This is a genomic window from Synechococcus sp. PROS-U-1, from assembly GCF_014279755.1.
In the GTDB taxonomy this organism is placed as follows: Bacteria; Cyanobacteriota; Cyanobacteriia; order PCC-6307; family Cyanobiaceae; genus Parasynechococcus.
Window position 1 is genome coordinate 2,311,254 of the sequence record NZ_CP047951.1, and the last position, 24,786, is coordinate 2,336,039.

The window sequence follows — 24,786 nt, forward strand, 5'->3', positions numbered from 1 at the left end:
CGCCGCGGATGTCGGCTGATTGTTGTTTCAGCTCCCTCCTCTCCGCAGCCCAGCGGGGATGGATGGCCTGTGACGGCGATGAAGCGCTGCTGAGCCTTGCCCTACCGATCGCAGGGGTCGACCCGCTTCTGGCCTTGCCGCAGCTGGCGGAGCAGGAAAACTTGCAGGTGCTGTGGGACAGCGCCCCTGGCCTCTGCCTGGCTGCAGCAGGGCCCTGCCAGGAACTGGAGCTGGCTGGCAGTCGTCGCTTTGAACAGGCCCAGCGCTTCGCTGACCTCTGCCTCAGCCGCCTGCACGACACCGCACCGGAGAGCCCGGCCCATGCACGCCCCCGGGTGCTGCTGCGCTTCCGCTTCTTCGATCAGGTGAGTGAACGCCGCCGAAGTGAAGCGGTGGTTCCTTCAGTGCATGCGGTGCTGCCCCGCTGGCAGCTCAGCCGTCAGGGACGCCGCGGCTGGCTGCGGCTGAACGGGATCGTGAGCAGTGCAGCGGACTGCAGGGAGCTAGCGGAACAGCTCTGGCTCAAGCAGGAACAGCTGCTCAAGACGCCAACCACGCCAACAGCGCTTAAACCCCAGGCGCTGGTGGCGGCAACGGAACCGGAAACCTGGCGGCAGCGTTACGCCGCAGCACTCACCCACGGGATTGATCTGGTCAACAACGGCGACCTGCACAAACTGGTGCTGGCCGTGCAGCACCGCATCGTTTTGGCCGAAACGTTCGACCCCTTACCGCTGTTGAAACGGCTCCGGCGACAACAGGCCGGCAGCTGCCGGTTCCTCTGGCAGCGCCATGCGGGGGATGCCTTCTTCGGTGCGTCGCCGGAGCGGCTGCTCAGCCTTCGCGCCGGTTGGCTGCGCAGTGATGCCCTGGCCGGTACGGCTGGGCAGGGGGATTCCGGCGCTCAGCTGCTGCGCTCCGACAAGGACCGCCGCGAACACGAACTCGTTGTGGAAACCATCACCGACCAACTGCGCCGCAACGGACTCTCACCACGACGCCGTTGGCAACCCCAACTGGCCCGCCACGGCAACCTGACCCATCTGCACACCCCAATCACGGCGGAAACCCACGGTCAGCCCGTGTTGTCACTTGCCGAACAACTGCACCCCACACCCGCCGTTGCCGGGTTACCCCGCCGAGACGCCATGGCCTGGTTGCGCACCCTGGAACCCTTTGAACGGGGAAGTTATGCGGCACCGATCGGTTGGATCGACAGCGCCGGTGATGCTGAACTGCGGGTGGCCATCCGCTGTGGTCATGCCAGGGGCTGCGACCTGGACCTCACGGCCGGAGCTGGCCTGGTGCGGGGATCCATTGCTGAGCGGGAGCTGCAGGAAGTGGGGCTGAAACTGGCCGTACTGGCCGACCAGCTGGAACTTCAGACCAGCGCGCGCAACCGCTCGATCGTCTGATCGGCCAAGGGCTGGTTCATCAGCCGCTCCACTTCCCGCACCCCGGTTGGGCTGGTGACGTTGATTTCGCTGAGCATGCCGCCGATTACATCGATGCCGACAAAGAAGAGCCCCTCCGCCCGCAGCGCCGGTGCCAGGGCGGCGCAGATCTGACGTTCCCTGTCGGTGAGTTCCGTAGCCTCCGCCTGGCCACCGACGGCCAGATTGCTGCGGAATTCCCCCGCTGAAGGCCGTCGATTGATCGCTCCCAGGGGATCGCCATCCACCAACAGGATGCGCTTATCGCCTTCGCTCACGGATGGAAGAAACGCCTGGGCCATGACCGGCAACCGTTCCTGCTCCGTCACCAGCTCCAGCAGGGCCTTCAAGCCTGGCGACTGCCCATTGACCCGAATCACCCCGAGGCCCGCGCGCCCCCCCAGCGGTTTGAGCACAATTTCCTGCTGTTCCTGGGCAAACGAGAGCAATTCAGACACCCGCCCCGCCACCAGCGTTGGAGCCATCCAGCGGCTGAAGCGCAACGCCCCCAGCTTTTCGTTCCAGCTGCGCAGCGCACTGGGGCGATTGAGCACACGAACCCCAGCCCGCTCGGCCACCTCCAACAGATGGGTGGCGTAGAGATACGCCTCATCCACGGGCGGATCCTTGCGCATCCAGATCACATCAAAGCCATTCAGGGCCTGACGTTCCGCCACCCCAACCGTGATCCAGGGCACTGGCGTCACCGGCAGGGCGAGCGCGAGGGGTTCATCCCCCCGGGCAATCAAATCGGAGGGCGTGCAGGCCCACACTTCATCGCCGGCACGATGGGCGGCCTGCATCAGCGCAGCGGAAGAATCCTTGGCTGGATTGATCTGCCCCAGCGGATCCAGAACAAACAGCTGGCGCATCGATCAGGCCTTCAACAGCGCATCGAGCTCACCGGAGCGATCCAGGGCGTGGAGGTCATCGCACCCGCCGATGTGGCGATCATCGATGTACACCTGCGGAACACTGCGGCGACCATCACCCCGCGCCGCCATGGCATCACGGCCGGGCTCATCCCCATCGACGCTGTGTTCGGTGTAGCTCACCCCCTTGCGATCCAAGAGTCCCTTGGCGCGGACACAGAACGGACAGGTGCGCCAGGTGTAGATCTCAACCTTGGCCATTGCGTTGTACATACCAGTGGTCGGATCCTATGCAGCAACTGCGCTGATAGCGTCAGAAGCTGATCAGGACCGAGTCCTTGCTGGATCTCACCGACTTCAAACGCGATCTCTCCGAGCTCACTGACCGCCTGGGCAATGCCCAGGACTGTCTTTGACGTTCCTGCTCTGAACGCAAGGCAACAGGATCTCGAGCAACTCGCCGCCCAGCCTGATTTCTGGGATGACCAGAAGAACGCCCAGAAGCAGATGCGGCGCCTGGACGAGGTGAAGGCACAGCTGAGTCAGCTGGCCGGATGGAGCGGCGCTGTGGACGATGCCAAGGCCACCCTTGAGCTCTACGAGCTGGAACCCGACGAAGACCTGCTGCAGGAAGCCCAGAACGGCCTGAACCAGCTGCGCCAAGGGCTGGACCGTTGGGAGCTGGAGCGCCTGCTCAGCGGCGAATACGACAAAGAGGGCGCTGTCCTCAGCATCAATGCAGGGGCCGGTGGAACGGATGCCCAGGACTGGGCGCAGATGCTGTTGCGCATGTACACCCGCTGGGCCGAAGACCACGGCATGAAGGTGACCGTGGACGAACTCTCCGAAGGGGAAGAAGCCGGGATCAAGAGCTGCACGATCGAAATCGAAGGGCGCTACGCCTACGGCTACCTGCGCAATGAGAAAGGTACCCATCGCCTGGTGCGCATCTCACCGTTCAACGCCAACGACAAGCGCCAGACCAGCTTTGCCGGTGTGGAGGTGATGCCCAAGATCGAGGAGGACGTCAAGCTCGACATTCCTGAAAAGGACCTGGAGATCACCACCAGCCGCTCGGGCGGCGCGGGTGGCCAGAACGTGAACAAGGTGGAAACGGCTGTGCGCATCCTGCACATCCCCACCGGGCTGTTTGTGCGCTGCACCCAGGAGCGATCCCAGCTTCAGAACAAGGAGAAGGCGATGGCGTTGCTGATGGCCAAATTGCTGGTGATCGCCCAGGAGCAACGGGCGGCCGAAATCGCCGACATCCGCGGCGACATTGTTGAAGCGGCCTGGGGCAACCAGATCCGCAACTATGTGTTTCAGCCATACCAAATGGTGAAAGACCTGCGCACGAATGAAGAAACCAACGATGTGCAAGCGGTGATGGATGGAGCCCTCGACCCGTTCATCGACGCCTCTTTGCGCCAGGGTGTCGACAGCCCCGGCGCCGACGCCGATTCCTGACCCCATGGCCACCGACAGCACCCCACCCCCGAGCTTCGTCAAACAGGCGATGCGCAACATGGTGCGCAAGGGCAGCAAGAGCCTGTTTCACTTCGGCCTCACCGCCATGGGATTCCTCGGCTTCATCACCCTCGTGGCATGGCTGGGGCGTCCGACCCTGCCGGGGTAGGCATGGAGCTCGACCTCGCACTGGATCGGGAGGGGGTGACGCTGCAACACTCCGACAGCACCGATCTGCTTGATGAAACGGCCTGGCTCCAGCAGTTGAAGCATTGGCTGAACAGCATCTGTGGGGATGAGAGCCTCGACTGCCCAACCCTGGTGCGCGCGGCGGAAGAGCTAAGCCTGGGGCTGCGCTTCACCGATGACGCCAACATCGCGGATTTGAACAGCTCCTGGCGCCAGAAAACAGGCCCTACGGATGTGTTGTCTTTTGCGGCTCTCGACGACGCTGGCGACTGGATGGAGGGACCCAGCATCGAACTGGGGGACATCGTGGTTTCTCTTGAAACGGCCCGGCGGCAGGCCCATGAGCAGGGCCACAGCCTGCAGCGCGAATTGGGCTGGCTGGTGAGCCATGGCCTGCTCCACCTGCTGGGCTGGGACCATCCCGATGACGACAGCCTGGCCGCGATGCTCGCTCTACAGGAGAGGCTTCTTGACGAGGAGTGATCTGGACAACCCGGGTAGGCTTCGGTGAGCGGGCATGTGCCCTGCGGATGCCGAATTCCGTTCCGATGACCACCGAATCGCCCCGGAGACCATCCGCAGACGCAGCATCGGAGGAGGTGACGATGATCCCCAACTCGATGCGACGACGGGGTAGCTGGCGCATCGCTGGTGATCTCCCAGCGAGCTTTCGCTATGCCGCCCAGGGCCTTGGCTACGCCTTCCTCACCCAGCGAAACTTCCGCATCCATGTGGTGACGGGGCTGGTGGTGTTTGGTCTCGCCGCCTGGCTTCAACTCGACCTCATCCGCCTGGCCGTGCTGGTGCTTACGGTGGCTGCCGTTCTCGTGTTGGAGCTGCTGAACACAGCGATGGAAGCGGTAGTGGATCTGGCCATTGGCCGTCGCTATCACCCATTGGCCCGCATCGCCAAAGACTGTGCTGCCGCCGCCGTGCTGACAGCGGCCATCAGCTCCTTGTTGATCGCTCTGTTTCTCCTTCTTCCGCCCTTGTTGCTCCGCCTGGGGCTCTGACTCCCGATTCGCAGATGCTGCTGGTCATCGACAACTACGACAGCTTCACCTTCAACCTGGTGCAGTATTTCGGTGAGCTCGCCGCCCAGCATCCGTTGGCGGCAGACCTGGAGGTGCATCGCAATGACGCCATCAGCCTCGAGCAGATCCGTGCCCTAAAGCCCGACGCCATTTTGTTGTCGCCAGGTCCTGGCGACCCCGATCAATCGGGCGTCTGCCTGGACATCCTCAAAGAACTCTCAGCAACGGTGCCCACGCTTGGCGTGTGTTTGGGCCATCAGGCCATCGCCCAGGTGCACGGCGGCCGGGTGGTGCGCGCCCAGCAGCAGATGCATGGCAAGACCTCGCCTGTGCTGCACAAAGGCGACGGCGTGTTTGCAGGCCTGCCCCAACCGCTGACGGCCACCCGCTATCACTCCCTGATCGCCGAACGCGACACCCTGCCGGACTGCCTCGAAGTGACCGCCTGGCTCGACGACGGCACGATCATGGGCCTGCGGCATCGCGAGCATCACCACCTGCAGGGGGTGCAGTTCCACCCTGAAAGCGTGCTCACCGATCAAGGCCATCAACTGCTGGCCAACTTCCTGCGGGAAGCTGAGGGATAACGCTGTTAGCGTCCAGAGCAAGTTCATTCCCGCCCATGTCCGTCCTGCGTTCCGCTGTGACCGCCGCTGCAGGCCTGGCACTGAGCCTGACGTCTCCGGCCTTGGCGGGGGGTGGGGTGTCGATCAGCAGCTACGGGCAACGGGCCCTGCTGATCCAAGGCGGCGGGCAGACGGTCCTGCTCAATCCCTACAAGGCAGTGGGTTGTGCCGCAGGCCTCCCGGAACCTCGGCTGACGGCCGGCGTCGTTCTGGCCAACTCCGAACTCGCCGATGAAGGGGCCCGCGGTGTTGGCGGAGGTCGCTTTCTGGCGCAACCGGGGTCTTATCGCATTGGTGGCCTAAACCTGGAGGGCTTTGCGAGCCCCCACGACCGGATGGGCGGGCGCCGCTTTGGCAACGCCACCCTCTGGCGCTGGCAGCAAGGGGGCCTCAGCTTTGCCCATCTCGGTGCCACAGCTGGAGAACTCACCGCCGCCGACAGGGTGCTGCTGGGCAACCCAGATGTGCTGATCATCGGCGTTGGCGGTGGCAGCAAGATTTACAACGCCGAGGAAGCCGCGGCAGTGGTGAATCAGTTGAATCCCAAACGCGTGATTCCGGTGCAGTACGTCAACGGCGATGCCCCTGAAGGGTGTGATCAAGAGGGTGTACAACCCTTCCTCGATGCCATGGGTGGAACCGCAGTGCGCCGTGTTGGCCGATCGCAAGCCCTGCCGGGCAACCTCGACGACACCACCGTGATCACGGTGATGCAGTGATCAGTGCAACCAGCTGATCTCTGTGCCAGCCGTCCAGCAGAGCCAACAACACCAACACCCGTGCTTTCTGGGGGTTGAGGCTTCCTGCTGGCAGCAGCCCAAGTTGTTCATCTTCAGGATGGAGGTGCACGGGTCCAGACCCACAGCGGTTGGCCCGGAGCATCAACGGCCGCGTTCCTTGGCACGCCTGAAGAGCTGAACGCTCAGCCTCCGACAATTGACCCGCTCCAGTGCCAGTGAACACGAGGCCCTCAACACCAGCGTTGATGCATGCGGTGAGCATGAGCGGCTCGGGCTCCACACACCCGTAAAGGATCGGCACCTGGGGCCATTGCTCCGGTAAAGCGAGCCCAGCGAAGGGCACCTGCCGGGATCCGCTCGCCGTTGGCAGGTGAACGCCGACGTCATCCACCCAGCCCAACGGCCCGCTGCCGGGACTGGCAAAGGCACCGACCCCCTGGGTGGCCACCTTGGTGACCCGCTCGGCGCCATGGATCTGGCCATCCATCACCACCAGCACGCCATGGCCGCGGGCTTCAAGGCTCAAGGCCACCTGCACCGCCTGCAACAGATTCAATGGCCCATCGGCGCTGAGGGCTGTGGCCGGCCGCATTGCTCCCACCAACACCACCGGCCGGGGATCGTCGATCAACAGCTGCAACAACCAGGCGGTTTCCTCCAACGTGTTGGTGCCATGGGTGATCACCACCCCGGCCAGCTCGGGGTCCGCCGCAAAGGCATCACGAATGCGCCCCACCAAAGCGCGCCAGTGCTCAAAGCGCAGGTCGGCACTGTCGACATTGGCGACCTGCTCAACGCTGATCGCCGCCAGGCCCTGCAGCTGCGGCACCGCCGCGAGCAGGGCATCTCCCTCCAGCACGCCCGCGGTGTAGTCGTTCAGCGTTGAACTGTCGTCGGCACAGCCGGCGATGGTGCCGCCGGTGGCCAGCAGCAGCAGGCGGTTCATTGCTCCAGGGGGAGGAACGCTTCCAAGAAGCGCTGCATCTGGCTGGTGGTGCCGATGCTCACCCGAAAACAACCATCAATCAGCGGCTTGCCGGCCATCGAACGCACCAGGATTCCGGCCTGCCGCAGCACCGCATCCACCTCCGCCACCGGGCGTTGGGGCCAGATCAGCAGATAGTTTCCGCCATCGCAGTGGTGGCGCACGCCAGCGTCCCGCAGCCCCTGCAAGGTCCACTCACGAGCCCGGAGCACCTCGGCCACATAGGCGTCCACATACGACTGATCCGCCAGAGCCGCGAACGCCGCGGCCACGGCCACGCTATTGACGTCGTAGGGCCCCGTGACACGGCTCACCCGATCGACCACATCGGCATGGCCAATGGCAAAGCCAATACGCAAGCCCGCCAGACCGGCCGTTTTGGCCAGGGAGCGGAACACCAGCAGGTTCGGTGTGGCCGTGAAATCAGCGCTCGGCAGCACGCTGTCCCCGGTGAAGGCCTCGTAGAGCTCATCCACCACCACCAACGTGCTTGGAGCAGCAGCCGCCAGGGCAATCACCTCTTCTGCCGCCAAGCGCGTGCCGGTGGGATTGTTCGGATTACAGATCAGCAGCAACCGCGGCGCTTGGGCCTCCAACGCTTGCTGAATGGCGGCCAGGGGAAAGTCGAACGTCTCGCCTTGGTAGGGGATCGCCTCGATCGTCATGCCCTGCATCCCAGCGCAGGGGCTGTAGTAACCAAAGGTGGGCGCTGTCGTCAGCAACGTCTCACCGGCATCGCCATAAGCCTGAAACACGGCATGAATGGCAGCATCCACACCGTTGAACAGGCCCACCTGATCAGCCTTCAACTCCGGCCGGCATCCGGTCTCCACCAGGTTCTGGAGCAGCGCCTCCCGGAGGCCGTCGTACTCCGGATAAACAGCAATCTCCTCGGTGCTGAAGTGACGCAGCGCCTGGGCCACCAGAGGGCTGGGGCCGATCGTGTTCTCGTTGAAGTCCAGCCGCAGCATCTTGCGGCGGCCCTCCAACGGAGCGCTGTAGGCCTTGAGCTGCTCAACTGGAGCGCGGGCCGATGGAGCGCCACCGGGCGTGAACGGTTGGATGTTGTCGTTCACATGCGGTCCAGGGTGGCGATGCCCAGCAGTCCGAGCCCCAGTCTGAGGGTGTCAGCTGTCAAACGGCAGAGGGCGAGGCGGGATGCCAAAGCTTCAGGATCGGCCTTAAGCACCGGCACCTGGTCGTAGAAGCGGTTGAACACCTGGCTGAGCTCGAACAGGTAGCTGCACAAACGGTTGGGCAGCAGCTCCTCCTCCACCTCAGCGATCACGGCATCGAACTTGAGCAGCTCCCGCACCAGGGACCATTCCTGAGGCTCACTGAACTGCAGCTGCGCGGTGGTGGCCGCAAGGTCTCCCCCCTTGCGGGCGATGCCGGCAATGCGCACGACGGCATACAGGAGATAGGGCGCCGTGTTGCCCTGCAACGCCAGCATCCGATCGAAGGAGAACTGGTAGTTGGTGATTCGGTTCTGGCTCAGGTCGGCGTATTTCACTGCCGCCAAGCCAACAGTCCCTGCCACATGCTGGATGAACTCCTCCGACTCGCCGCGCTCCTCCTCCTTCAGGCGTGAGCGCAGATCAGTCTCGGCGCGCTCGACGGCTTCGTCGAGCAGATCCCGCAGACGCACCGTGTCGCCCGCGCGGGTTTTGAGTTTTTTGCCATCTTCCCCCTGCACCAGACCGAAGGGCACGTGCTCGAGGCGAGCGTCTTCAGGGATCCAGCCGGCCCGCTCGGCCACCTGGAACACCCCGGCAAAATGATTGGCCTGACCGGCATCGGTGACATACACCACGCGGCGTGCACCATCCCCCTCCGGAGCCGCACCAAAGCGGTAGCGGATCGCCGCCAGATCAGTGGTGGCGTAGTTGAAGCCGCCATCACTCTTCTGCACGATCACCGGGAGGGGCTTGCCGTCCTTGCCCTGAACACCCTCAAGGAACACACACTGAGCACCGTCATCGGTGACCAGCAGCTCAGCGTCCTTCAAGCCATCAATCACCGCAGCCAAAAATGGGTTGTAGAACGATTCGCCGCGCTCGGTCAGGCGAATGTCGAGCCTGTCGTAGATCTTCTGGAACTCACGCCGCGACTGATCGCAGAGCAAGCCCCAGGCCTTGAGCGACACCGGATCGCCCCCCTGCAGCTTCACCACCTCATCGCGGGAGGTGGACTGGAAGGCTTCATCGTCATCGAAGCGCTTCTTGGCCTCTCGGTAGAAGGCCACCAGGTCTCCCAGATCCACCGCATCGGCGGTCTCCAGTGCTTCCGGCGCCACCTGCTTGAGATGGGTAATCAACATGCCGAACTGGGTGCCCCAGTCGCCCACATGATTGAGGCGCAGCACGGGATGGCCACGGAACTCCAGCACCCGCGCCAGCGAATCGCCAATGATCGTGGAGCGCAGATGCCCCACATGCATCTCCTTGGCAATGTTGGGGCTCGAGAAGTCGACCACCACCGGCGCCTTGTTCGTCACCGCCGGTACGCCGAGCCGCTCGTCCCCCAGCCGCGCCGACACCTCCGCCGCCAGCCGCTCCGGGCGAATCGTGAGGTTGATGAAGCCAGGCCCGGCGATCTGAGGCTCCAGGCACAGTTCCGTAAAGGCCGTATCAGCCTGCAGCTGATCCACAATCGCCGTAGCTATCTGCCGTGGGGCCTGCTTCAGCGGCTTGGCCAGGGGCAGCGCACCGTTGGCTTGAAAGTCGCCAAATTCCGGCTTGCTCGCCGGTGCCAGCTGGGGATCCAGCACCGCGTCTGCCTCAGGGAAGGCCCGTTGCATCGCCGCCCGCAACTGGGCATCCAGGGACTGGGACAGGCTGAGCATGGGCGGTGCGTGGCCGGGGGAATCCGGCTCTGATCATCCCTCTTCAGGTGAAACGCATGCTCAGATCCAGCCAGCGGCTGCGGGTGACCGGCGCACTGGTGGAGATCAAATCAATACCGGTGGCGGCGTAGGCCTGCAGCTGTTCGGGCTGAATGCCCGAGGCCTCAAGCACCACCACACGGGTGCTGGAATCCCGCAGGCGCGGCACCAGGGCCGCGAGCTGCTCGGGGGTGAACTCATCAAGGAGCACTCCATTGGCGCCCGCCTGCACCGCTTCCAGCGCCTGGGCCTCCGTCTCCGCTTCCACAATCACAGCCGTGGGCCAGGGAGCCTGCTCACGCACGGCCGCGATGGCCGCCGTGATGCCCCCCGCCCAAGCGATGTGGTTCTCCTTGAGCATGGCCGCGTCATCGAGCCCCATGCGGTGGTTGATGCCACCACCGCAGCGCACGGCGTATTTCTCCAGCACGCGAAGCCCAGGGGTGGTCTTGCGGGTGTCGGCAAGACGCACACCCGTGCCCTGAAGTTGGGCCACCAGCTCAGCGGTGGCCGTGGCAATGCCCGACAACCGCATGGCCAGATTCAAGGCGGTGCGTTCTCCTGCCACCAAAGCCGTTGCAGGCCCCTGCAGCTCGAGCAGGCATTCGCCCTCAGCGACGGCGGCGCCGTCCTCCCGCAGCAAACGCACCCTCACCCCAGGATCAAGGCGCTGGAACAAGCGCTGCACCAACGGGCCACCGCAGAACCGCCCCGCCTGTTTGGCGACCCAATGGGCTTGACCCTGCTGGCCCTTCAACGCAGCAGCCGTCAGATCACCGCGACCGATGTCTTCCTCCAGCCAGGTCTCCAACGCAGCGATGAGTGCCGGGGATTGCCAGTCCAAACGGTTCCTGAAGTCCGATCCGTCTATTTTCCGATGCAGAAGCGCGAAAACACCCGATCCAGCACCGCTTCGGTGAGCTCTTCCCCGGTGATTTCCCCCAGGGATCGGATCGCCTCCCGCAGGTCGATGGTCCAGAAGTCCCAGGGCAGCTGCTGCGCTGCCACCTCTTGGCTGCGGGCCAGGGCCTCAGCCGCCCGCGCTGCCAGATCACGCTGACGTTGGTTCAGCGCCACCAACATGCCGTCGGTTCCTGCAGCACCACAACGATCGAGCAGGGCCTGCACCAGGGCCGCTTCACCCGTGCCCTCCAACGCGGACAGGTGAACATCCACCGGCTGGGGGAACGACCCGGCAGAGAGATCCGCCTTGTTGGCGACAAGAATCCTGGGAATCTGCTCCGGGATGCGCGCCAGCAAGGCTGCATCTTCGGCGGTCCAGCCCGCATGGCCATCCAGCACCAACAGCACCACATCAGCCGTGGCCAACGCTTCCTCGCTGCGGGCAATCCCCAGCTGCTCCACCGCATCATCGGTGCTGCGGATGCCGGCGGTGTCGAGCAGGGTGATCGGCACCCCCTCCAGAACGATCTCGCTCTCCAGCAGATCCCGGGTGGTGCCAGGCAGATCGGTCACGATGGCCCGCTCGCGGCGGCTCAGACGGTTGAGGAGGGAACTCTTGCCCACGTTGGGGCGACCCACCAGCGCCACCCGCAGGCCCTGGCGCAGGGCATCGCCCCGCTCTCCATCGCGCACTAGCTGCTCAAGCTCGACACGCACAGCTTGCAGCTGCTGCAGCAATGCATCGCCATCCAAGGGTGGCAGGTCCTCCTCGAAATCCACCCGAGCCTCCAGCTCGGTGAGCTGGTCCAACAGCCGTTCCCGCAGACCTGTGATCTGGACTTGGATCCCGCCATCAAGGCCAGCCATCGCCAACTCGGCCGCCCGGCGGCTGCGGGCCGCCACCAGCTCACTCACCGCCTCGGCGCGGGTGAGGTCGAGCCGACCGTTGAGCACCGCCCGTTGGCTGAACTCGCCAGGCAAGGCCCGACGGACTCCCGGCTGCCCCAGCACCTGTTCGAGCACCCGCTGAACAGCGATCACCCCGCCGTGGCAATGGATCTCCACCACGTCTTCGCCGGTGAAACTGCGGGGCCCACGCATCAGCACCAGCAGCACTTCATCGAGACGTTGGCCCTCTGCATTAATCACATGGCCGTAAAGCACCCGGTGAGAGCCCCACTCCTGCCGGCCCGGGCAGTGCACAACGTTGCGCCCCGCCGTTTCCGCAGCAGGCCCGGATAGACGAATCACGGCGATGCCGCCCTGGCCTGGAGCCACTGCAGTGGCCACCGCCGCAATCGTGTCGGTGCTGGGCACAGCCATCGCTGCTGGTGATCCATACCTAGGATCCAGCCGTCTTTCGCTGGGTTCATGCGCCGGTTGTTGCGCTTCAGTCGCATCCGGATGCGCCGCGGGGTCCTCTGGTTGTGGAGACAGGAAGGAACCCCGGGGCAAAGGGCCCGTGGCCTTGCCGCCGGCATGTTCTGCGGTTGCTACCCCTTTTTCGGGCTGCAGATCTTTCTCAGCGTGGGCGTTGCAACCCTGGTGCGTGGCAATCACCTGCTCGCCGCAGCTGGCACCTTGGTGAGCAACCCCCTCACCTATCTGCCCCTCTACTGGTTCAACTACCTGGTGGGCTGTCAGCTGCTGGGCCCTGGTCAGGCAGCCACGAACCTGGCGGAGCTCAATCGCAGCACCCTGTGGGCCCAGGGATGGGACTTCACCCAGCGCATCCTGCTCGGCTCCACCGTTGTGGGGATGGTGCTGGCGATCGCCAGCGGCTGGATGGCCTATCGACTGTTTCTGCGGCGTGAGGCACTTGCAGTCGTGAACAGGGGCCGCTAGCTCGTGCCCACCCGGGCAATCCCGATCACATCCGCCATCGAGCGGATCTGGTCCATGGTGCGGCTGAGCTGATCCGCACCATCCAACTCAACCCGCAGATCAATGCGGGCTGGCCGGCCCGATGCCGTGGTCACCCTGGCATCACTGACGTTGATAGCGCCATCGGAGAGGCGCATCAGGATGTCCTTGAGGATGCCAACGCGATCGATCACCTCGATCCGCAGCTGCACCGGGAAGCGCTGTTTCTCCCGTTCGGCGTGGGTGGTGTTCCAGCGCACAGGCAGACGCCGTTCCCGAGGAATCGTCTCCACGTTGGAGCAGTCCTGCCGGTGGATGGTGATGCCGTGATTGCCGAGGGCCACCGTGCCCACGATCAACTCGCCCGGCAGCGGGCTGCAACATCCACCGAGCCGGTAGTCCAAGCCCTCCAGCCCCAGGATCGCGCCTTCGCCTCCGGAACGGTCCTGCTCCACATCCCGCGATGGCACCAGAGCCATCGCCACCTCTTCGTTGCTGGGTGGGGCCTGCTGCTGTTCCGCCAGCAGACGCATCTCCTCCCGCAAACGGTTGAGCGCCTGCTGCAGCGTGACATCACCGAACCCCAGTGATGCCAGCAGATCCTCGGTGGTGGGCACATTGCAGCGTTGCGCCACCCGCTGCATTGCCTCACTGTTCAGCAGGGCATCGAAGCCATCACGCCCTAGCTCCCGCTCCAGCAGATCCTTGCCCCGTTCGATCGTTTCATCGCGGTGGCTGCGCTTGTACCACTGGCGAATACGGTTGCGCGCCGTCGGCGTGGCCACAAAGTTCAGCCAATCCAGGCTCGGGTGAGCTGTCTTGCTGGTGAGCACCTGAACGAAATCACCGTTCTGCAGCGGTGTGGCCAGAGGGCAGAGCCGATCATTGATTCGAGCGCCATGGCAGTGGTCGCCGACCTCGGAGTGGATGCGATAAGCGAAATCGACAGCCGTTGCCCCCTTGCGCAAACCGAGCAGATCACCCTTCGGGGTGAACACAAACACCTCTTCGTCAAACAGGTCTTCCTTGATTGATGAGAGGTAGTCGTTGTGATCGTCATTCCCGCCTTCCTGTTGCCAATCCACCAGCTGACGCAGCCAGTTGAAGCGCTCCGCATCACTGCTGCTGCTGGCCGGCGATCCTCCTTCCTTGTACTTCCAATGGGCCGCAATCCCGAATTCGGCCACATGGTGCATCTCAAGGGTGCGGATCTGCACTTCGATCGGGCGATGCCGACCGATCACCGCCGTATGGAGGGATTGGTAACCGTTGGGTTTCGGCAACCCGATGTAGTCCTTGAACCGGCCTGGAATCGGACGGAACGTGTCGTGAACCACCGCAAGCGCGCGGTAACAGCTCTCGACATTGGTGGTGAGAATCCGCAACGCCGCCACGTCGAAGATCTCGTTAAACTCTTTCTGCTGACGTTGCATCTTGCTCCAGATGCCATAGAGATGCTTGGGGCGACCCGTCACCTCGCAGTGCTCTAGGCCGGCCCGTTCCAGCCGTTCATTCAGCAGCCCCACCGTGACGCCGAGCCGTTCCTCCCTCTCGCTGCGCTTGGTCGCCACCTCCTCTTGAATCTCGCGGAAGGCCTCCGGTTCCAGCAATTTGAACGCCAGGTCCTCCAGCTCCCACTTGAAGCGGCCGATGCCGAGCCGGTTGGCGAGGGATGCATAGATCTCGCGTGTTTCGCGAGCGATCCGCTGGCGCTTCTCCTCCTTCAGGGCACCAAGGGTGCGCATGTTGTGCAACCGGTCCGCCAGCTTTACCAGCACCACGCGGATGTCACTGGCCATCGCCAGGAACATCCGCCGCAGATTCTCCGCCTGGGCTTCCGTGCGGTCGTTGAAATGAATTCCGCCGAGCTTGGTGACACCTTCCACCAGTTCACGCACCTCGGAACCGAAGTACTGCTCGATCTGATCCGGGGTGACGTCGGTGTCCTCGACCACGTCATGGAGGAACCCAGCGGCGATCACGGGGGCACTGGCGCCGATATCCCGCAACAGATCCGCTACGGCCACCGGATGAACGATGTAGGGGTCACCACTGGCCCGGAACTGTCCCTCGTGGAGCTGAAAACCGAAATCGAAGGCCGACACCAACAGTGCCTCGGCATCTCTTGGGCAGCTCTGGCCAATGCCCGGCAGCACATTGGCGATGCACTCCCTCAACCAGTCGGGCAGAGAGATGTCGTAGTCATCGGGATGGCGGATGGGATGGCGCCGGACTTCTGGCAACACACAAGCCACCGCAGCCGAACCAGTGCTGGTTCGAGGCTCGTTGGGTGTTGAGGCGGCGTTGAGCATCCGACCCAGAGGATTAATCCATGGTATTCAGTGCTGGACCCCCCGTCGTTCCTGCCGCACTGTTCATGGGCCGGCCTGTTCTGGAACTCGAACAACTGCGACTGCGCTATCCCGGCAGTGAGCACTGGACGCTGGATGGGCTGAACTTGAGGCTCGAGCCTGGGGAGACGCTGGCCTTGGTGGGGTCCTCAGGCTGCGGCAAAAGCACTGTGGCCCGGGCCGTGATGCAGCTGCTGCCGCGGGGAACCGTCTGTGAAGGACGGCTGGACTTAACCGGCCAGGATCCACGCCAGCTCAGGCGACCGCAGTTACGACAGCTGCGGGGCGAGGCCGTGGGTCTGGTGTTCCAGGACCCGATGACGCGGATGAATCCGCTGATGAGCGTGGGGGGACATCTGATCGACACCCTCAGGGCCCACCGCCCTGACACCAGTAACGCCGCCCACCATGAACGGGCCCGACAACTGCTGGAGCGGGTGGGCATCAGTGCCAACCGCTTCCGGGCCTACCCCCATGAGCTCAGCGGCGGCATGCGACAACGCCTGGCGATTGCTCTGGCGATTGCCCTGGAACCGCCGCTGCTGATCGCCGATGAACCCACCACCAGCCTGGATGTGGCTGTAGCAGGGCAGGTGATGGCCCAGCTCAGCGGTCTCTGCAAAGAGCTGGGCAGTGCCTTGCTGCTGATCAGCCATGACCTGGCCATGGCCGCCCGCTGGTGCGACCGCATGGCGATGCTCGACGGCGGACGCAAGGTGGAGGACGGCCCCAGCCGTCAGCTGCTCACCCGGCCGCAGTCGTCCGTGGGGCAACGCCTGGTCGCCTCAGCTCAGGCCCGAGAAGGTGGGAGGTCGCCGGCACGTCCTGACAACAGCAGCGTGCTGCAGGTGGAGGAACTGCGCTGCTGGCATGCCGTGGGTGGCACGCCCTGGTCTCCCATCTGGCTGAAAGCGGTGGATGGGGTGAGTTTCGAGCTCAGAGCCGGGGAAAGCCTTGGGGTTGTCGGAGCATCCGGCTGTGGCAAAAGCACCCTCTGCCGGGCCCTGATGGGACTCAATCCCATCCGCGGCGGACGGGTCGACTTGCTGGGCCAGGATCTGCTGAACCTGCGCGGAGAAGCGCTGCGGTTCGCCCGTCGAGCCCTCCAGATGGTGTTTCAGGACCCTCTGGCCTGCCTGAATCCCGCTCTACAGGTGGCGGATGCGATCGCCGATCCATTGTTGATCCATCGCCTCTGCTCGAAAGCTGCCGCCCGGGAGGAAGCCAGACGCCTGTTGGAACGGGTCGGGCTCAGCCCGGCAGAGCAGTTTCAGGAGCGCCTGCCGAAGCAGCTCTCCGGCGGTCAACAGCAGCGGGTGGCCATTGCGCGCGCCCTGGCGTTGCAACCCAAGGTGCTGATCTGCGACGAGAGCGTCAGCATGCTCGATGCGGAGGTGCAGGCAGATGTTCTCGCTCTGCTGCGGGAGCTGCAGCAAGAGCTAGGCCTCGCGATCATTTTCATCACCCATGACCTCTCCGTGGCCAGTGGCTTCTGTCACCGGGTGATGGTGCTGGATCAAGGAAAGGTTGTTGAAGAAGGGCCTGGGGACCGCATCTTCAGCGCCCCTCAGGCACAGATCAGCCAAACCCTCGTTGAAGCCTGTCCGCGGCTGCCCCGTTGAGCTCAGACGCCCTTCGGAAGGTCAACCACAATCAGTCTTCGACGCAGGGCATCAGGAAGAACCTCACGGCGCACCGAACGGATCAGTGCGGACAGCCAAGTCCTGCGGCAAAGAACCCGTATGACCATCGATCGGCCCATGGATGATGAGTCATCAAAGGGCGAATTCAGGCCTTGTCCAGCAGGCCACGGATCCGGTGGCCAGAGTTCACGCCGCACACCAACAAGCTTCTCCATCACCGGTCAACGCCGAGCCCTCACATCCGTTTCAATCACTGGCCTCTCAGCGCTGACGCTGATCTCAGCCGCTGAACGACTGCCAGGGAATGCTGACCCGGATCGTTGCCATCAGCCCGATGAAGCGCGCCGCCGCAACACACCCAGCAACTTCTCCATCACGGGGGGAAGGGGTGCCTCAAACACCATCCGCTCGCGGCTGATCGGATGATCCAGCCCCAGCTGCACAGCATGCAGCGCTTGGCCGGGCAATTCGATCGGCAATTTGCGACAGCGGCTGTAAGTGGGATCCCCCACAACGGGGTGATTCATATGGGCGCAGTGGACACGAATCTGATGCGTCCGTCCGGTGTCGAGCTTGAACCGCAACAAGGAGTAGTCCCCGAGACGCTCTACAAGAGTCCAGTGGGTGCAGGCGTAACGACCGTTTTCGGTACTGACCACGGCGTATTTCTTGCGATCCACCGGATGACGACCGATGGCCCCGACGATCGAGCCGGAGTCGCCGTCGGGCACACCATGAACAACGGCGAAGTACTCGCGGGACGCGATCCGTTTCTGGATCTGAACCTGCAGTCGCACCAGGGCCTCCTGGCTCTTGGCGATCACGATGCAGCCGGTGGTGTCTTTGTCGAGACGGTGCACAATCCCCGGGCGCAGCTTGCCGCTGATCCCAGGCAGATCCGGGCAGTGATGCAGCAGACCGTTCACCAGGGTGCCGTCCTTGTTGCCCGGTGCTGGGTGAACCGTCAGACCTGCGGGCTTGTTGAGCACGATCAGATGATCGTCTTCAAACAGCACATCCAGATCCATCGGCTCCGGCTTGAGATAAGGCAGCGGCTCTGGAGGCGGCATCCACAGCTGCACTTCGTCGCCGAGACGCAGGGGTGTTTTGGCCTTGCCGGTCTTGCCGTTCACGCGCACATACCCCGCGTCGATGAACTTCTGAATCCGGGCCCGACTCTGCTCCGTGCGCTGGCTAACCAGCCAACGGTCCAGCCGCATCGGCAGCGGCTTGGGGTACGTCAGATTGACCAGCTCTCCCTCCCCCTGTCCGAAACGGTCGGTGAAGGTCTCTTCCGGCAGCGGAGGACGCTTCCACTGCGGACTCATGCCGGCAGCTCCAGGGCGATGCTGCCGAGGGCCGATTTACGGAAATCGTCCAGCAGACGCTGGGCCATGCGCCCTGTCTCACCGGATGTGTGGCGGGAGGCTGCAGCCTCCAGCCAAAGGGCGGGGTCCGCCGTTTCACCGCTCAGGGGAATGCCATACCGCTCCTGCAGGAGCGGGATCGTCACACCAGCCGCGGCCTGCGATTCGGCATCAATCAACAACTGCAAAAACGCCTGAGCCACCAATTCGCCGTCGTAGGCAGCCTGGCCGATGTCGTCACACAAGGCGAGCCGTAAGGCCGCCTGCTGGTCATCGAGTCGAGGGGGCAGGACTCCAGGTGCATCGAGGAGATCCAGGTCTTGCCCCAGCCGCACCCAGCGCAAGGTTCGCGTCACCCCGGCCCGCCGGGCACTGGCCACCACCTTCTGCCTGACCAAACGATTGATCAATGCGGACTTGCCCACGTTGGGAAATCCCAGCGTGAGAGCCCGCACCGGCCGGGGCCGCATCCCCCGGTTACGCCGTCGTTCGTTGAGCTGATCGCCGGCACGGATCGCTGCCTGCTGCACCTGCTTCACCCCGGTACCGGCCTTGGCATCACACCAAACAGTGCGCTGACCCTGGGCCTTGAACCAGGCCTCCCAGGCCTCCTTGGCGGCCGCTGTGACCATGTCACGCCGATTGATCACCAAAAGGTGCTGCTTGCCCTTCAGCCAGCGGTTGAGATGGGGATGACCTGTGGCGAGGGGAATGCGGGCATCGCGGACCTCGATCACCAGATCCACCTTGTCGAGATGGCGTTTGAGCTGTTGCTCCGCCTTCGCGATGTGGCCGGGATACCACTGAATCGTTGGGGTGCTCACAAACGCAAACGCACAGAACAGGTGGCCCGCTGAAACACATTCAGATTGAACTGGCCGGCGCTATCGCCGTTCACACGGGTTAATCTCACCCCGTTTTCTTACCGCACGAGACAACCCTATGGCGAAGCGTTCCCTGGCCAGCCTCCAAGCCGGCGACCTGAGCGGCAAACGCGTTCTCGTGCGGGTTGACTTCAACGTGCCCCTGAACGATGCCGGTGCGATCACCGACGACACCCGTATCCGTGCTGCCCTGCCCACGATCAACGACCTGATCAGCAAGGGCGCCAAGGTGATCCTCTCTGCTCACTTCGGCCGTCCCAAGGGCCAGGTCAACGACGCCATGCGCCTGACCCCTGTGGCTGCTCGCCTGAGCGAACTGCTGAGCAAGCCCGTGACCAAGACCGACAGCTGCATCGGTCCTGATGCCGAAGCCAAGGTGGGCGCCATGGCCAACGGTGACGTTGTGCTGCTGGAAAACGTTCGCTTCTTCGCTGAGGAAGAGAAGAACGAAGCAGGCTTCGCCGAGAAACTGGCAAGCCTGGCTGACGTGTACGTGAACGACGCCTTCGGCGCCGCCCACCGTGCCCACGCCTCCACCGAAGGCGTGACCAAGTTCCTCAAGCCCTCCGTCGCCGGCTTCCTGATGGAGAAGGAGCTTCAGTACCTGCAGGGTGCTGTGGATGAGCCCAAGCGTCCCTTGGCCGCCATCGTCGGTGGCTCCAAGGTGAGCTCCAAGATCGGCGTGCTCGAGGCCCTGATCGACAAGTGCGACAAGGTGCTGATCGGCGGCGGCATGATCTTCACCTTCTACAAGGCCCGCGGCCTCGCAGTGGGCAAGAGCCTGGTGGAAGAGGACAAGCTGGAACTGGCCAAGGAGCTGGAAGCCAAGGCCAAAGCCAAGGGCGTGCAGCTGCTGCTCCCCACCGATGTGATGCTGGCCGACAACTTCGCCCCCGACGCCAACAGTCAGATCGCTGACATCAACGCCATTCCTGATGGCTGGATGGGCCTCGACATCGGCCCCGACTCGATCAAGGTGTTCCAGGACGCCCTGGCCGACTGTCAAACCGTGATCTGGAACGGCCCCATGGGCGTGTTCGAGTTCGACAAATTCGCGGCCGGCACCAACGCCATCGCCACCACCCTGGCAGACCTGAGCGGCAAGGGCTGCTGCACGATCATCGGCGGCGGTGACTCCGTTGCAGCTGTTGAGAAGGCAGGCCTCGCCGAGAAGATGTCTCACATCTCCACCGGTGGCGGCGCCAGCCTTGAGCTGCTGGAAGGCAAGGTTCTGCCTGGTGTGGCTGCCCTGGACGCCGCCTGATCAACGGTTCAAGCCTGGAGCTTCCGGCGCTTTGCATCGCGCTTCTTGCCGGTGCGTTCCGGAAGCCCCAGCTGATTCCGCACCTTGTTCATGTACGCCCGGTAGTCCTGCTTGAGGGATTTCCGGGTTTTTTTCATCTGCTGACGGCACTGCTTCAGCGCGTCCGCAGATGCTGCTGCATCGATGCAGCGCTGATGGCTCTGCAGCAGATCCAGACGACGCTGGTAATTGTCTTTCGACCAGGTCTTGCGGGCCTGGAACAGAGCGTTGACCTGTTCAGGCGAACGTTCCCCCCGTCCCGCCAGTGCCGATGGGGCCATCGTCATCACCGGTGCCGCCAACACGGCAGCCAAGGCGAGGGTGGTGGTGGAGATGCGCATGGATAAGGCCTTCAAAGTGCATCCAATCTGGCGACATACATCGATCAGGATCTGAATGATTTCCCTTGAGTCATGACCAGATATGACCTGAACCTGGGCTTTGTGGGGCTGGGGGCTCTTGGCTTGCCGATGGCGATTAATTTGCACCGTGCCGGCTTTCGGCTGCGGGTGCACACCCGCAGCCGGAGAGCCGAAACCAGGCCTGAGCTCCGAAATACACAGCGGTGTTCCAGCCCCGCCGACGCCAGCGTCGGCGTTGACGTTCTACTGCTTTGCATCAGCGACGATGCAGCCGTTGAGGACGTGCTGTTCGGACCAAACGGAGCAGCATCACAACTGACCGCCGACAGCGTGGTGCTGGATTGCTCCACCATTGCTCCCGCCACTGCCCAACGTTGTGCTGAGCGCCTGGCACGCCAGAACGTCCACTACCTGGATGCCCCGGTTACCGGCGGCACGGAAGGTGCCAGCCGCGGCAGTCTCACCGTTCTGGTTGGAGGAGCCAAAGAGCCGCTGGAGCGTGTTCGGCCGATCCTCGAGGTGATCGGAACAGCCATCCACCACTTCGGCGCCGTGGGGCGGGGACAGCAGGTCAAAGCGGTGAACCAAGTCCTCGTTGCTGGCAGCTATGCCGCCGTCGCTGAGGCGGTGGCGCTGGGCCAGCGTCTGGATCTTCCGATGGCACGCGTGATCGACGCCCTCAAAAGCGGTGCAGCCGGATCATGGGCCCTCGAACATCGCAGCAACGCCATGCTCGAAGGCACGTATCCCCTCGGGTTCCGCCTCAGCCTGCATCGGAAAGATCTAGGCATCGCCCTCGATGCGGCCCGGGCCGTTCAGCTGGATCTACCCGTCACAACCCTAGTGGAACAGCTGGAACTCGATCTAATCAACGGCGGCCATGGCGATGAAGACGTGTCTGCTCTGCATCGCTGGCACGATCCGAAGGATGCGACTTAATTGCTGCTGGTCAGTTGCTGCTGACCACCCGCACCCGTTTGGTTGCCGTCACCACCCCATCGGGATGCACCAGCATCACAGCCCAAGTCTGTGAACCAGGTTGCTGCGGGGCCTGGACACTCTTGAACAACCCACCGCCACCAAGGGGGGCCAGCGGCACATTCGGCCGAATCTGAGCCGTCAGCTGCTCATCAGTGAGGTCGATCAAGCCGCCAGCGACCAGTGCTTTACCAAGCGGCTCCTCGACCACCAGATCGACGTCATAGCGACTTCCCGTAAGCACGACATCAGGGATGACGAGGTTGACCGCCAGGGGGCGTTCACCGCTGCGCAGCAACGACTGCTGCGCCAACAGCTCCTGTTCAACCAGTTGCCCGCCCTCCAGACGAATGGCGATCTGCTCGGTGGCCTGCAGGTCATAGATCAGTCCCTCTGATTCAGCGGCACCACGCACCCGCAGGGTCAAGGTCGAACGACCATCCGCTGTCGGCGCTGCAGTCTCCACTCGCCAGGTGACCTCGGGAAAATCCTGACGAAATCGCTGATAACGCTGGGCCAAAACAGGCTGCAGGTCGACGCTGGCAACGGTCTCAAAGGCTGATGCACTTCCGCTGTTCAACACCGTTTGCAGACGATGACTGAAGGTGTCCTCAGCACTGCCCACACGTCCAGGCTGCTCGATGGCATGGACCGGCGACAGCGCCAACGCCATGGCCGACACGAGCGTGGCTCCCAGAAAACGACGCACGGGCCGGAACGCAACAACCCAATTAAGTTAGGCCTGGTGATCGGAGATGGCCGACGCGATGACCCGGCTTCTGATCGCTGCCAGCGGCACCGGCGGCCATCTCTTCCCAGCTCTGGCTGTTGCAGAAGCCGTAGAAGACCAATGGCCCGTGCGTTGGGTGGGAGTTCCCGATCGACTCGAAACGCGCCTGGTGCCGGAACGCTTTGGTTTGGTGTGCGTGAACGCCGGCGGACTGCAGGGACGTGGACTCACCAAGCTGCTGCAGCTGCTGCGCCTGTTGGTCGCCAGCGTCAGCGTTCGGCGGGTGATCCGCCGGAGCGCGATCAATATCGTTTTCACCACCGGCGGCTACATCGCCGCTCCCGCGATCCTTGGGGCGCGCTGGTGCGGCATTCCTGTGGTGCTGCATGAATCCAATGCCATCCCTGGTCGCGTCACCCGATTGCTGGGTCGCTTCTGCAGCGCTGTGGCCGTTGGTCTCCCGGCTGCTGCCGCACGGATCCCCGGCAGCCAGCCAGTGCTGACGGGCACGCCGGTGCGTTCGAGCTTCCTCGCGGAGCAACCCCTGCCAACTTGGGTGCCCTCCGGCGAAGGCCCGCTGCTGGTGGTGATGGGCGGCAGTCAGGGCGCCGTCGGTCTCAACCGCATGGTGCGAGCCGTTCTACCGACCCTGCTGGGACAGGGCTGCCGGGTGGTGCACCTCACCGGCGACAACGATCCCGACATCCAGCAGCTGCAGCACCCACAGCTGGTGGAACGCTGCTTCAGCGATGAAATTCCCGGGCTGTTGCAACATGCCGACCTGGCCATCAGCCGCGCAGGAGCCGGCAGCCTCAGTGAATTGGCGGTTTGCGGAACTCCCAGCGTGCTGGTGCCGTTTCCGCAGGCGGCAGACCGGCACCAGGAGGCCAATGCCGCCTGTGCCGCATCCCTCGGTGCTGCCGTAATCGTGCATCAGCACGATCCTGATCAGCCCATGTTGTTGAACACCGTTCAACGGCTCCTGGGAGCAAAGCTGGGGCACACGACTGCTGAATCCGATCCACTCATCCAGATGCGTGAGGGCATGAATGCCTTGGCGGAGCGTGATGCAGAGGGTCAACTGGCCGCGTTGCTTCAGACCTTGGTGGACTGAAGCCGCTGCAGAGCTCCAACGATCCGACGGTTGTTGGCGCGGGTCTGCAGACCGATTCGCAACCAGGACTCACCCAGCCCCTCAAAGCTGCGGCAGTCGCGCAGCAGGATGCGATAGCTCCTTTCCAGGGCTTCCCGCAGCGGAACCAGCGAACCCACACCGGAGATCAGCAGGAAATTGGCGCTGGAGGGCATGGGGCACAGGCCGGGGACGCTGGCCAGGTGGCGTTGCATCCAGGCCCCTTCGGTCGCCGTCCAATGCTGCACCCGGCGGCACCAACGCTGATACCGCCGCCGTGGCACCAACAGCTGCTCAGTCAGCGCTGCAGCGATGCCATTCACCGGCCAGGGGTCGCGCCACCCCGACCAGCGCTTCAGGCGATCCGGGTGCGCAACGGCGTACCCAATGCGTAAACCCGCCACCCCAAACAACTTGGTAAGACTGCGAATCACCACCAGGTTGGGGTGGTGCTCAACCAGCGGAATCATCGATTGCTGCTCCCCCTCAGACACCAAAGGCAGGAAGGCCTCATCGCAGATGACCAAGTCATGGGAGGCCAGCAGAGGCTCCAACGACGCACGGCTCCACAGTTGTCCTGTGGGGTTGTGGGGATTGCAGATCCAGGCCACCGACGCCTGCAAGGGGGGATGCGCCAGAGGGCCGGGGTGATCCCAACGCAAGACCAAAGGAACGTCGATCCAGGGGGCGTTCCAGCACGCCAGAGCCCTCCTGTAGTCAGCAAACCCAGGCGCCAGCAGTCCACTGACGCCCGCAGTCGCAGCGTCGCGCGCCGCCCAAGTGAACAACTCTGCCGCCCCGTTCCCAGGCAACACCGCTTCAGGGTCGAGGCCGTGCAGGCCGGCCATCACTCGGCGCAGGGAGATCTGACCCCGATCGGGATAGTCGCGGATGGCAGAGAGGGAGATGCGGGAGCAGCGCGGACTCCAGGGGGCCAGAGAGGCACTGGCATCCAGCAGCTGGGATGGCCGACAGTTCAACCTTGCCGCGACTGCTTCGCGGTTGCCGCCATGGCGCAGGTCGACGCCCATCCCGACTCC

At 63.8% G+C, this 24,786-nt stretch carries 26 protein-coding genes; 12 read left to right on the forward strand and 14 right to left on the reverse strand.

Annotation, left to right across the window (positions count from 1 at the left end; genetic code table 11):
• The first annotated feature begins 8 nt into the window (after positions 1 to 8).
• The gene (locus SynPROSU1_RS12595; protein ID WP_186570795.1) at positions 9 to 1,415 is read left to right on the forward strand and encodes an isochorismate synthase MenF; all 1,407 of its coding nucleotides are present in this window, start codon (positions 9 to 11) and stop codon (positions 1,413 to 1,415) included.
• Here the strand turns inward: SynPROSU1_RS12595 and gshB are convergent.
• Both gshB and grxC read right to left on the reverse strand, forming a co-directional pair.
• Complete coding sequence (gshB, locus tag SynPROSU1_RS12600) at positions 1,382 to 2,305, reverse strand: glutathione synthase (protein WP_186570796.1); 924 nt, start codon at positions 2,303 to 2,305, stop codon at positions 1,382 to 1,384. The two genes, SynPROSU1_RS12595 and gshB, sit on opposite strands and share 34 nt — an antisense overlap.
• 3 nt (positions 2,306 to 2,308) lie before the next feature.
• Positions 2,309 to 2,566, reverse strand: a complete 258-nt coding sequence (gene grxC / locus SynPROSU1_RS12605) for a glutaredoxin 3 (RefSeq protein ID WP_166016408.1) — start codon at positions 2,564 to 2,566, stop codon at positions 2,309 to 2,311.
• 77 nt (positions 2,567 to 2,643) lie between these two features.
• Here grxC and prfB point away from each other — a divergent pair.
• The 6 genes from prfB (at position 2,644) to SynPROSU1_RS12635 (ending at position 6,340) form a co-directional block, all read left to right on the forward strand.
• A protein-coding gene (gene prfB, locus SynPROSU1_RS12610; RefSeq protein ID WP_222929885.1) for a peptide chain release factor 2 occupies positions 2,644 to 3,772 on the forward strand; the annotation gives its coding sequence in 2 pieces (ribosomal slippage) (positions 2,644 to 2,718 and positions 2,720 to 3,772; 1,128 coding nt in all).
• 4 nt (positions 3,773 to 3,776) lie between these two features.
• The gene (locus SynPROSU1_RS12615) at positions 3,777 to 3,941 is read left to right on the forward strand and encodes a DUF3285 domain-containing protein (protein ID WP_186572397.1); all 165 of its coding nucleotides are present in this window, start codon (positions 3,777 to 3,779) and stop codon (positions 3,939 to 3,941) included.
• Positions 3,942 to 3,943: 2 nt separating this feature from the next.
• Positions 3,944 to 4,444 (forward strand): rRNA maturation RNase YbeY, encoded by a 501-nt coding sequence (gene ybeY, locus SynPROSU1_RS12620; RefSeq protein WP_186570797.1) that lies wholly within the window; start codon positions 3,944 to 3,946, stop codon positions 4,442 to 4,444.
• Positions 4,445 to 4,566: 122 nt separating this feature from the next.
• On the forward strand, positions 4,567 to 4,974 hold the full coding sequence (locus SynPROSU1_RS12625) for a diacylglycerol kinase family protein (RefSeq protein WP_255444915.1): 408 nt from the start codon (positions 4,567 to 4,569) through the stop codon (positions 4,972 to 4,974).
• A gap of 14 nt (positions 4,975 to 4,988) precedes the next feature.
• On the forward strand, positions 4,989 to 5,582 hold the full coding sequence (locus tag SynPROSU1_RS12630; protein ID WP_186570798.1) for an aminodeoxychorismate/anthranilate synthase component II: 594 nt from the start codon (positions 4,989 to 4,991) through the stop codon (positions 5,580 to 5,582).
• Between the two features lie 35 nt (positions 5,583 to 5,617).
• Positions 5,618 to 6,340, forward strand: coding sequence for an MBL fold metallo-hydrolase (locus tag SynPROSU1_RS12635; RefSeq protein WP_186570799.1), 723 nt, complete (start codon positions 5,618 to 5,620; stop codon positions 6,338 to 6,340).
• Here SynPROSU1_RS12635 and SynPROSU1_RS12640 read toward each other — a convergent pair.
• The 5 genes from SynPROSU1_RS12640 to mnmE are packed head-to-tail and all read right to left on the reverse strand — an operon-like array spanning position 6,324 to position 12,456.
• Positions 6,324 to 7,307, reverse strand: a complete 984-nt coding sequence (locus SynPROSU1_RS12640; RefSeq protein WP_186570800.1) for an asparaginase — start codon at positions 7,305 to 7,307, stop codon at positions 6,324 to 6,326. The genes SynPROSU1_RS12635 and SynPROSU1_RS12640 overlap by 17 nt on opposite strands.
• The gene (locus SynPROSU1_RS12645; RefSeq protein WP_186570801.1) at positions 7,304 to 8,422 is read right to left on the reverse strand and encodes a histidinol-phosphate transaminase; all 1,119 of its coding nucleotides are present in this window, start codon (positions 8,420 to 8,422) and stop codon (positions 7,304 to 7,306) included. Before SynPROSU1_RS12645 ends, SynPROSU1_RS12640 begins: the two co-directional genes overlap by 4 nt.
• Positions 8,419 to 10,191, reverse strand: coding sequence for an arginine--tRNA ligase (argS, locus tag SynPROSU1_RS12650; RefSeq protein WP_186570802.1), 1,773 nt, complete (start codon positions 10,189 to 10,191; stop codon positions 8,419 to 8,421). Before argS ends, SynPROSU1_RS12645 begins: the two co-directional genes overlap by 4 nt.
• 43 nt (positions 10,192 to 10,234) lie before the next feature.
• Positions 10,235 to 11,074 (reverse strand): carboxylating nicotinate-nucleotide diphosphorylase, encoded by an 840-nt coding sequence (nadC, locus tag SynPROSU1_RS12655; protein ID WP_186570803.1) that lies wholly within the window; start codon positions 11,072 to 11,074, stop codon positions 10,235 to 10,237.
• Between the two features lie 23 nt (positions 11,075 to 11,097).
• On the reverse strand, positions 11,098 to 12,456 hold the full coding sequence (mnmE, locus tag SynPROSU1_RS12660; RefSeq protein ID WP_186570804.1) for a tRNA uridine-5-carboxymethylaminomethyl(34) synthesis GTPase MnmE: 1,359 nt from the start codon (positions 12,454 to 12,456) through the stop codon (positions 11,098 to 11,100).
• A gap of 48 nt (positions 12,457 to 12,504) precedes the next feature.
• Between mnmE and SynPROSU1_RS12665 the strand changes: the two genes are divergently transcribed.
• On the forward strand, positions 12,505 to 12,978 hold the full coding sequence (locus SynPROSU1_RS12665) for a DUF2062 domain-containing protein (RefSeq protein ID WP_186570805.1): 474 nt from the start codon (positions 12,505 to 12,507) through the stop codon (positions 12,976 to 12,978).
• Here SynPROSU1_RS12665 and SynPROSU1_RS12670 read toward each other — a convergent pair.
• A complete protein-coding gene (locus SynPROSU1_RS12670; RefSeq protein ID WP_186570806.1) occupies positions 12,975 to 15,308 on the reverse strand; it encodes a bifunctional (p)ppGpp synthetase/guanosine-3',5'-bis(diphosphate) 3'-pyrophosphohydrolase in 2,334 nt (777 codons plus the stop codon). The genes SynPROSU1_RS12665 and SynPROSU1_RS12670 overlap by 4 nt on opposite strands.
• A gap of 20 nt (positions 15,309 to 15,328) precedes the next feature.
• On the opposite strand from SynPROSU1_RS12670, the gene SynPROSU1_RS12675 reads away from it, so the two are divergent.
• Positions 15,329 to 16,969 (forward strand): ABC transporter ATP-binding protein, encoded by a 1,641-nt coding sequence (locus SynPROSU1_RS12675; protein WP_186570807.1) that lies wholly within the window; start codon positions 15,329 to 15,331, stop codon positions 16,967 to 16,969.
• A 2-nt stretch (positions 16,970 to 16,971) separates the two neighbouring features.
• Here the strand turns inward: SynPROSU1_RS12675 and SynPROSU1_RS12680 are convergent, their stop codons facing one another.
• The 3 genes from SynPROSU1_RS12680 to ylqF form a co-directional block, all read right to left on the reverse strand.
• The gene (locus SynPROSU1_RS12680; protein ID WP_186570808.1) at positions 16,972 to 17,205 is read right to left on the reverse strand and encodes a hypothetical protein; all 234 of its coding nucleotides are present in this window, start codon (positions 17,203 to 17,205) and stop codon (positions 16,972 to 16,974) included.
• 111 nt (positions 17,206 to 17,316) lie between these two features.
• A complete protein-coding gene (locus SynPROSU1_RS12685) occupies positions 17,317 to 18,318 on the reverse strand; it encodes an RluA family pseudouridine synthase (RefSeq protein ID WP_186570809.1) in 1,002 nt (333 codons plus the stop codon).
• The gene (ylqF, locus tag SynPROSU1_RS12690; RefSeq protein WP_186570810.1) at positions 18,315 to 19,181 is read right to left on the reverse strand and encodes a ribosome biogenesis GTPase YlqF; all 867 of its coding nucleotides are present in this window, start codon (positions 19,179 to 19,181) and stop codon (positions 18,315 to 18,317) included. Before ylqF ends, SynPROSU1_RS12685 begins: the two co-directional genes overlap by 4 nt.
• Positions 19,182 to 19,299: 118 nt before the next feature.
• Between ylqF and pgk the strand changes: the two genes are divergently transcribed.
• Positions 19,300 to 20,505 (forward strand): phosphoglycerate kinase, encoded by a 1,206-nt coding sequence (gene pgk, locus SynPROSU1_RS12695; protein WP_186570811.1) that lies wholly within the window; start codon positions 19,300 to 19,302, stop codon positions 20,503 to 20,505.
• A gap of 8 nt (positions 20,506 to 20,513) precedes the next feature.
• Here the strand turns inward: pgk and SynPROSU1_RS12700 are convergent, their stop codons facing one another.
• A complete protein-coding gene (locus tag SynPROSU1_RS12700) occupies positions 20,514 to 20,885 on the reverse strand; it encodes a hypothetical protein (protein ID WP_186570812.1) in 372 nt (123 codons plus the stop codon).
• A 72-nt stretch (positions 20,886 to 20,957) separates the two neighbouring features.
• Here SynPROSU1_RS12700 and SynPROSU1_RS12705 point away from each other — a divergent pair, with 72 nt between their 5' ends.
• Positions 20,958 to 21,845 carry an NAD(P)-dependent oxidoreductase gene (locus SynPROSU1_RS12705; protein WP_186570813.1) on the forward strand — a complete coding sequence of 296 codons (888 nt, stop codon included), beginning with the start codon at positions 20,958 to 20,960 and terminating at the stop codon, positions 21,843 to 21,845.
• 10 nt (positions 21,846 to 21,855) lie between these two features.
• On the opposite strand, the gene SynPROSU1_RS12710 is transcribed toward SynPROSU1_RS12705, so the two are convergent.
• Positions 21,856 to 22,593 carry a hypothetical protein gene (locus SynPROSU1_RS12710; protein ID WP_255444681.1) on the reverse strand — a complete coding sequence of 246 codons (738 nt, stop codon included), beginning with the start codon at positions 22,591 to 22,593 and terminating at the stop codon, positions 21,856 to 21,858.
• Positions 22,594 to 22,651: 58 nt separating this feature from the next.
• On the opposite strand from SynPROSU1_RS12710, the gene SynPROSU1_RS12715 reads away from it, so the two are divergent.
• On the forward strand, positions 22,652 to 23,728 hold the full coding sequence (locus tag SynPROSU1_RS12715) for a glycosyltransferase (protein ID WP_186572400.1): 1,077 nt from the start codon (positions 22,652 to 22,654) through the stop codon (positions 23,726 to 23,728).
• On the opposite strand, the gene SynPROSU1_RS12720 is transcribed toward SynPROSU1_RS12715, so the two are convergent.
• Positions 23,710 to 24,777 (reverse strand): aminotransferase class I/II-fold pyridoxal phosphate-dependent enzyme, encoded by a 1,068-nt coding sequence (locus tag SynPROSU1_RS12720; RefSeq protein WP_186570814.1) that lies wholly within the window; start codon positions 24,775 to 24,777, stop codon positions 23,710 to 23,712. The two genes, SynPROSU1_RS12715 and SynPROSU1_RS12720, sit on opposite strands and share 19 nt — an antisense overlap.
• Between the last annotated feature and the right edge of the window lie 9 nt (positions 24,778 to 24,786).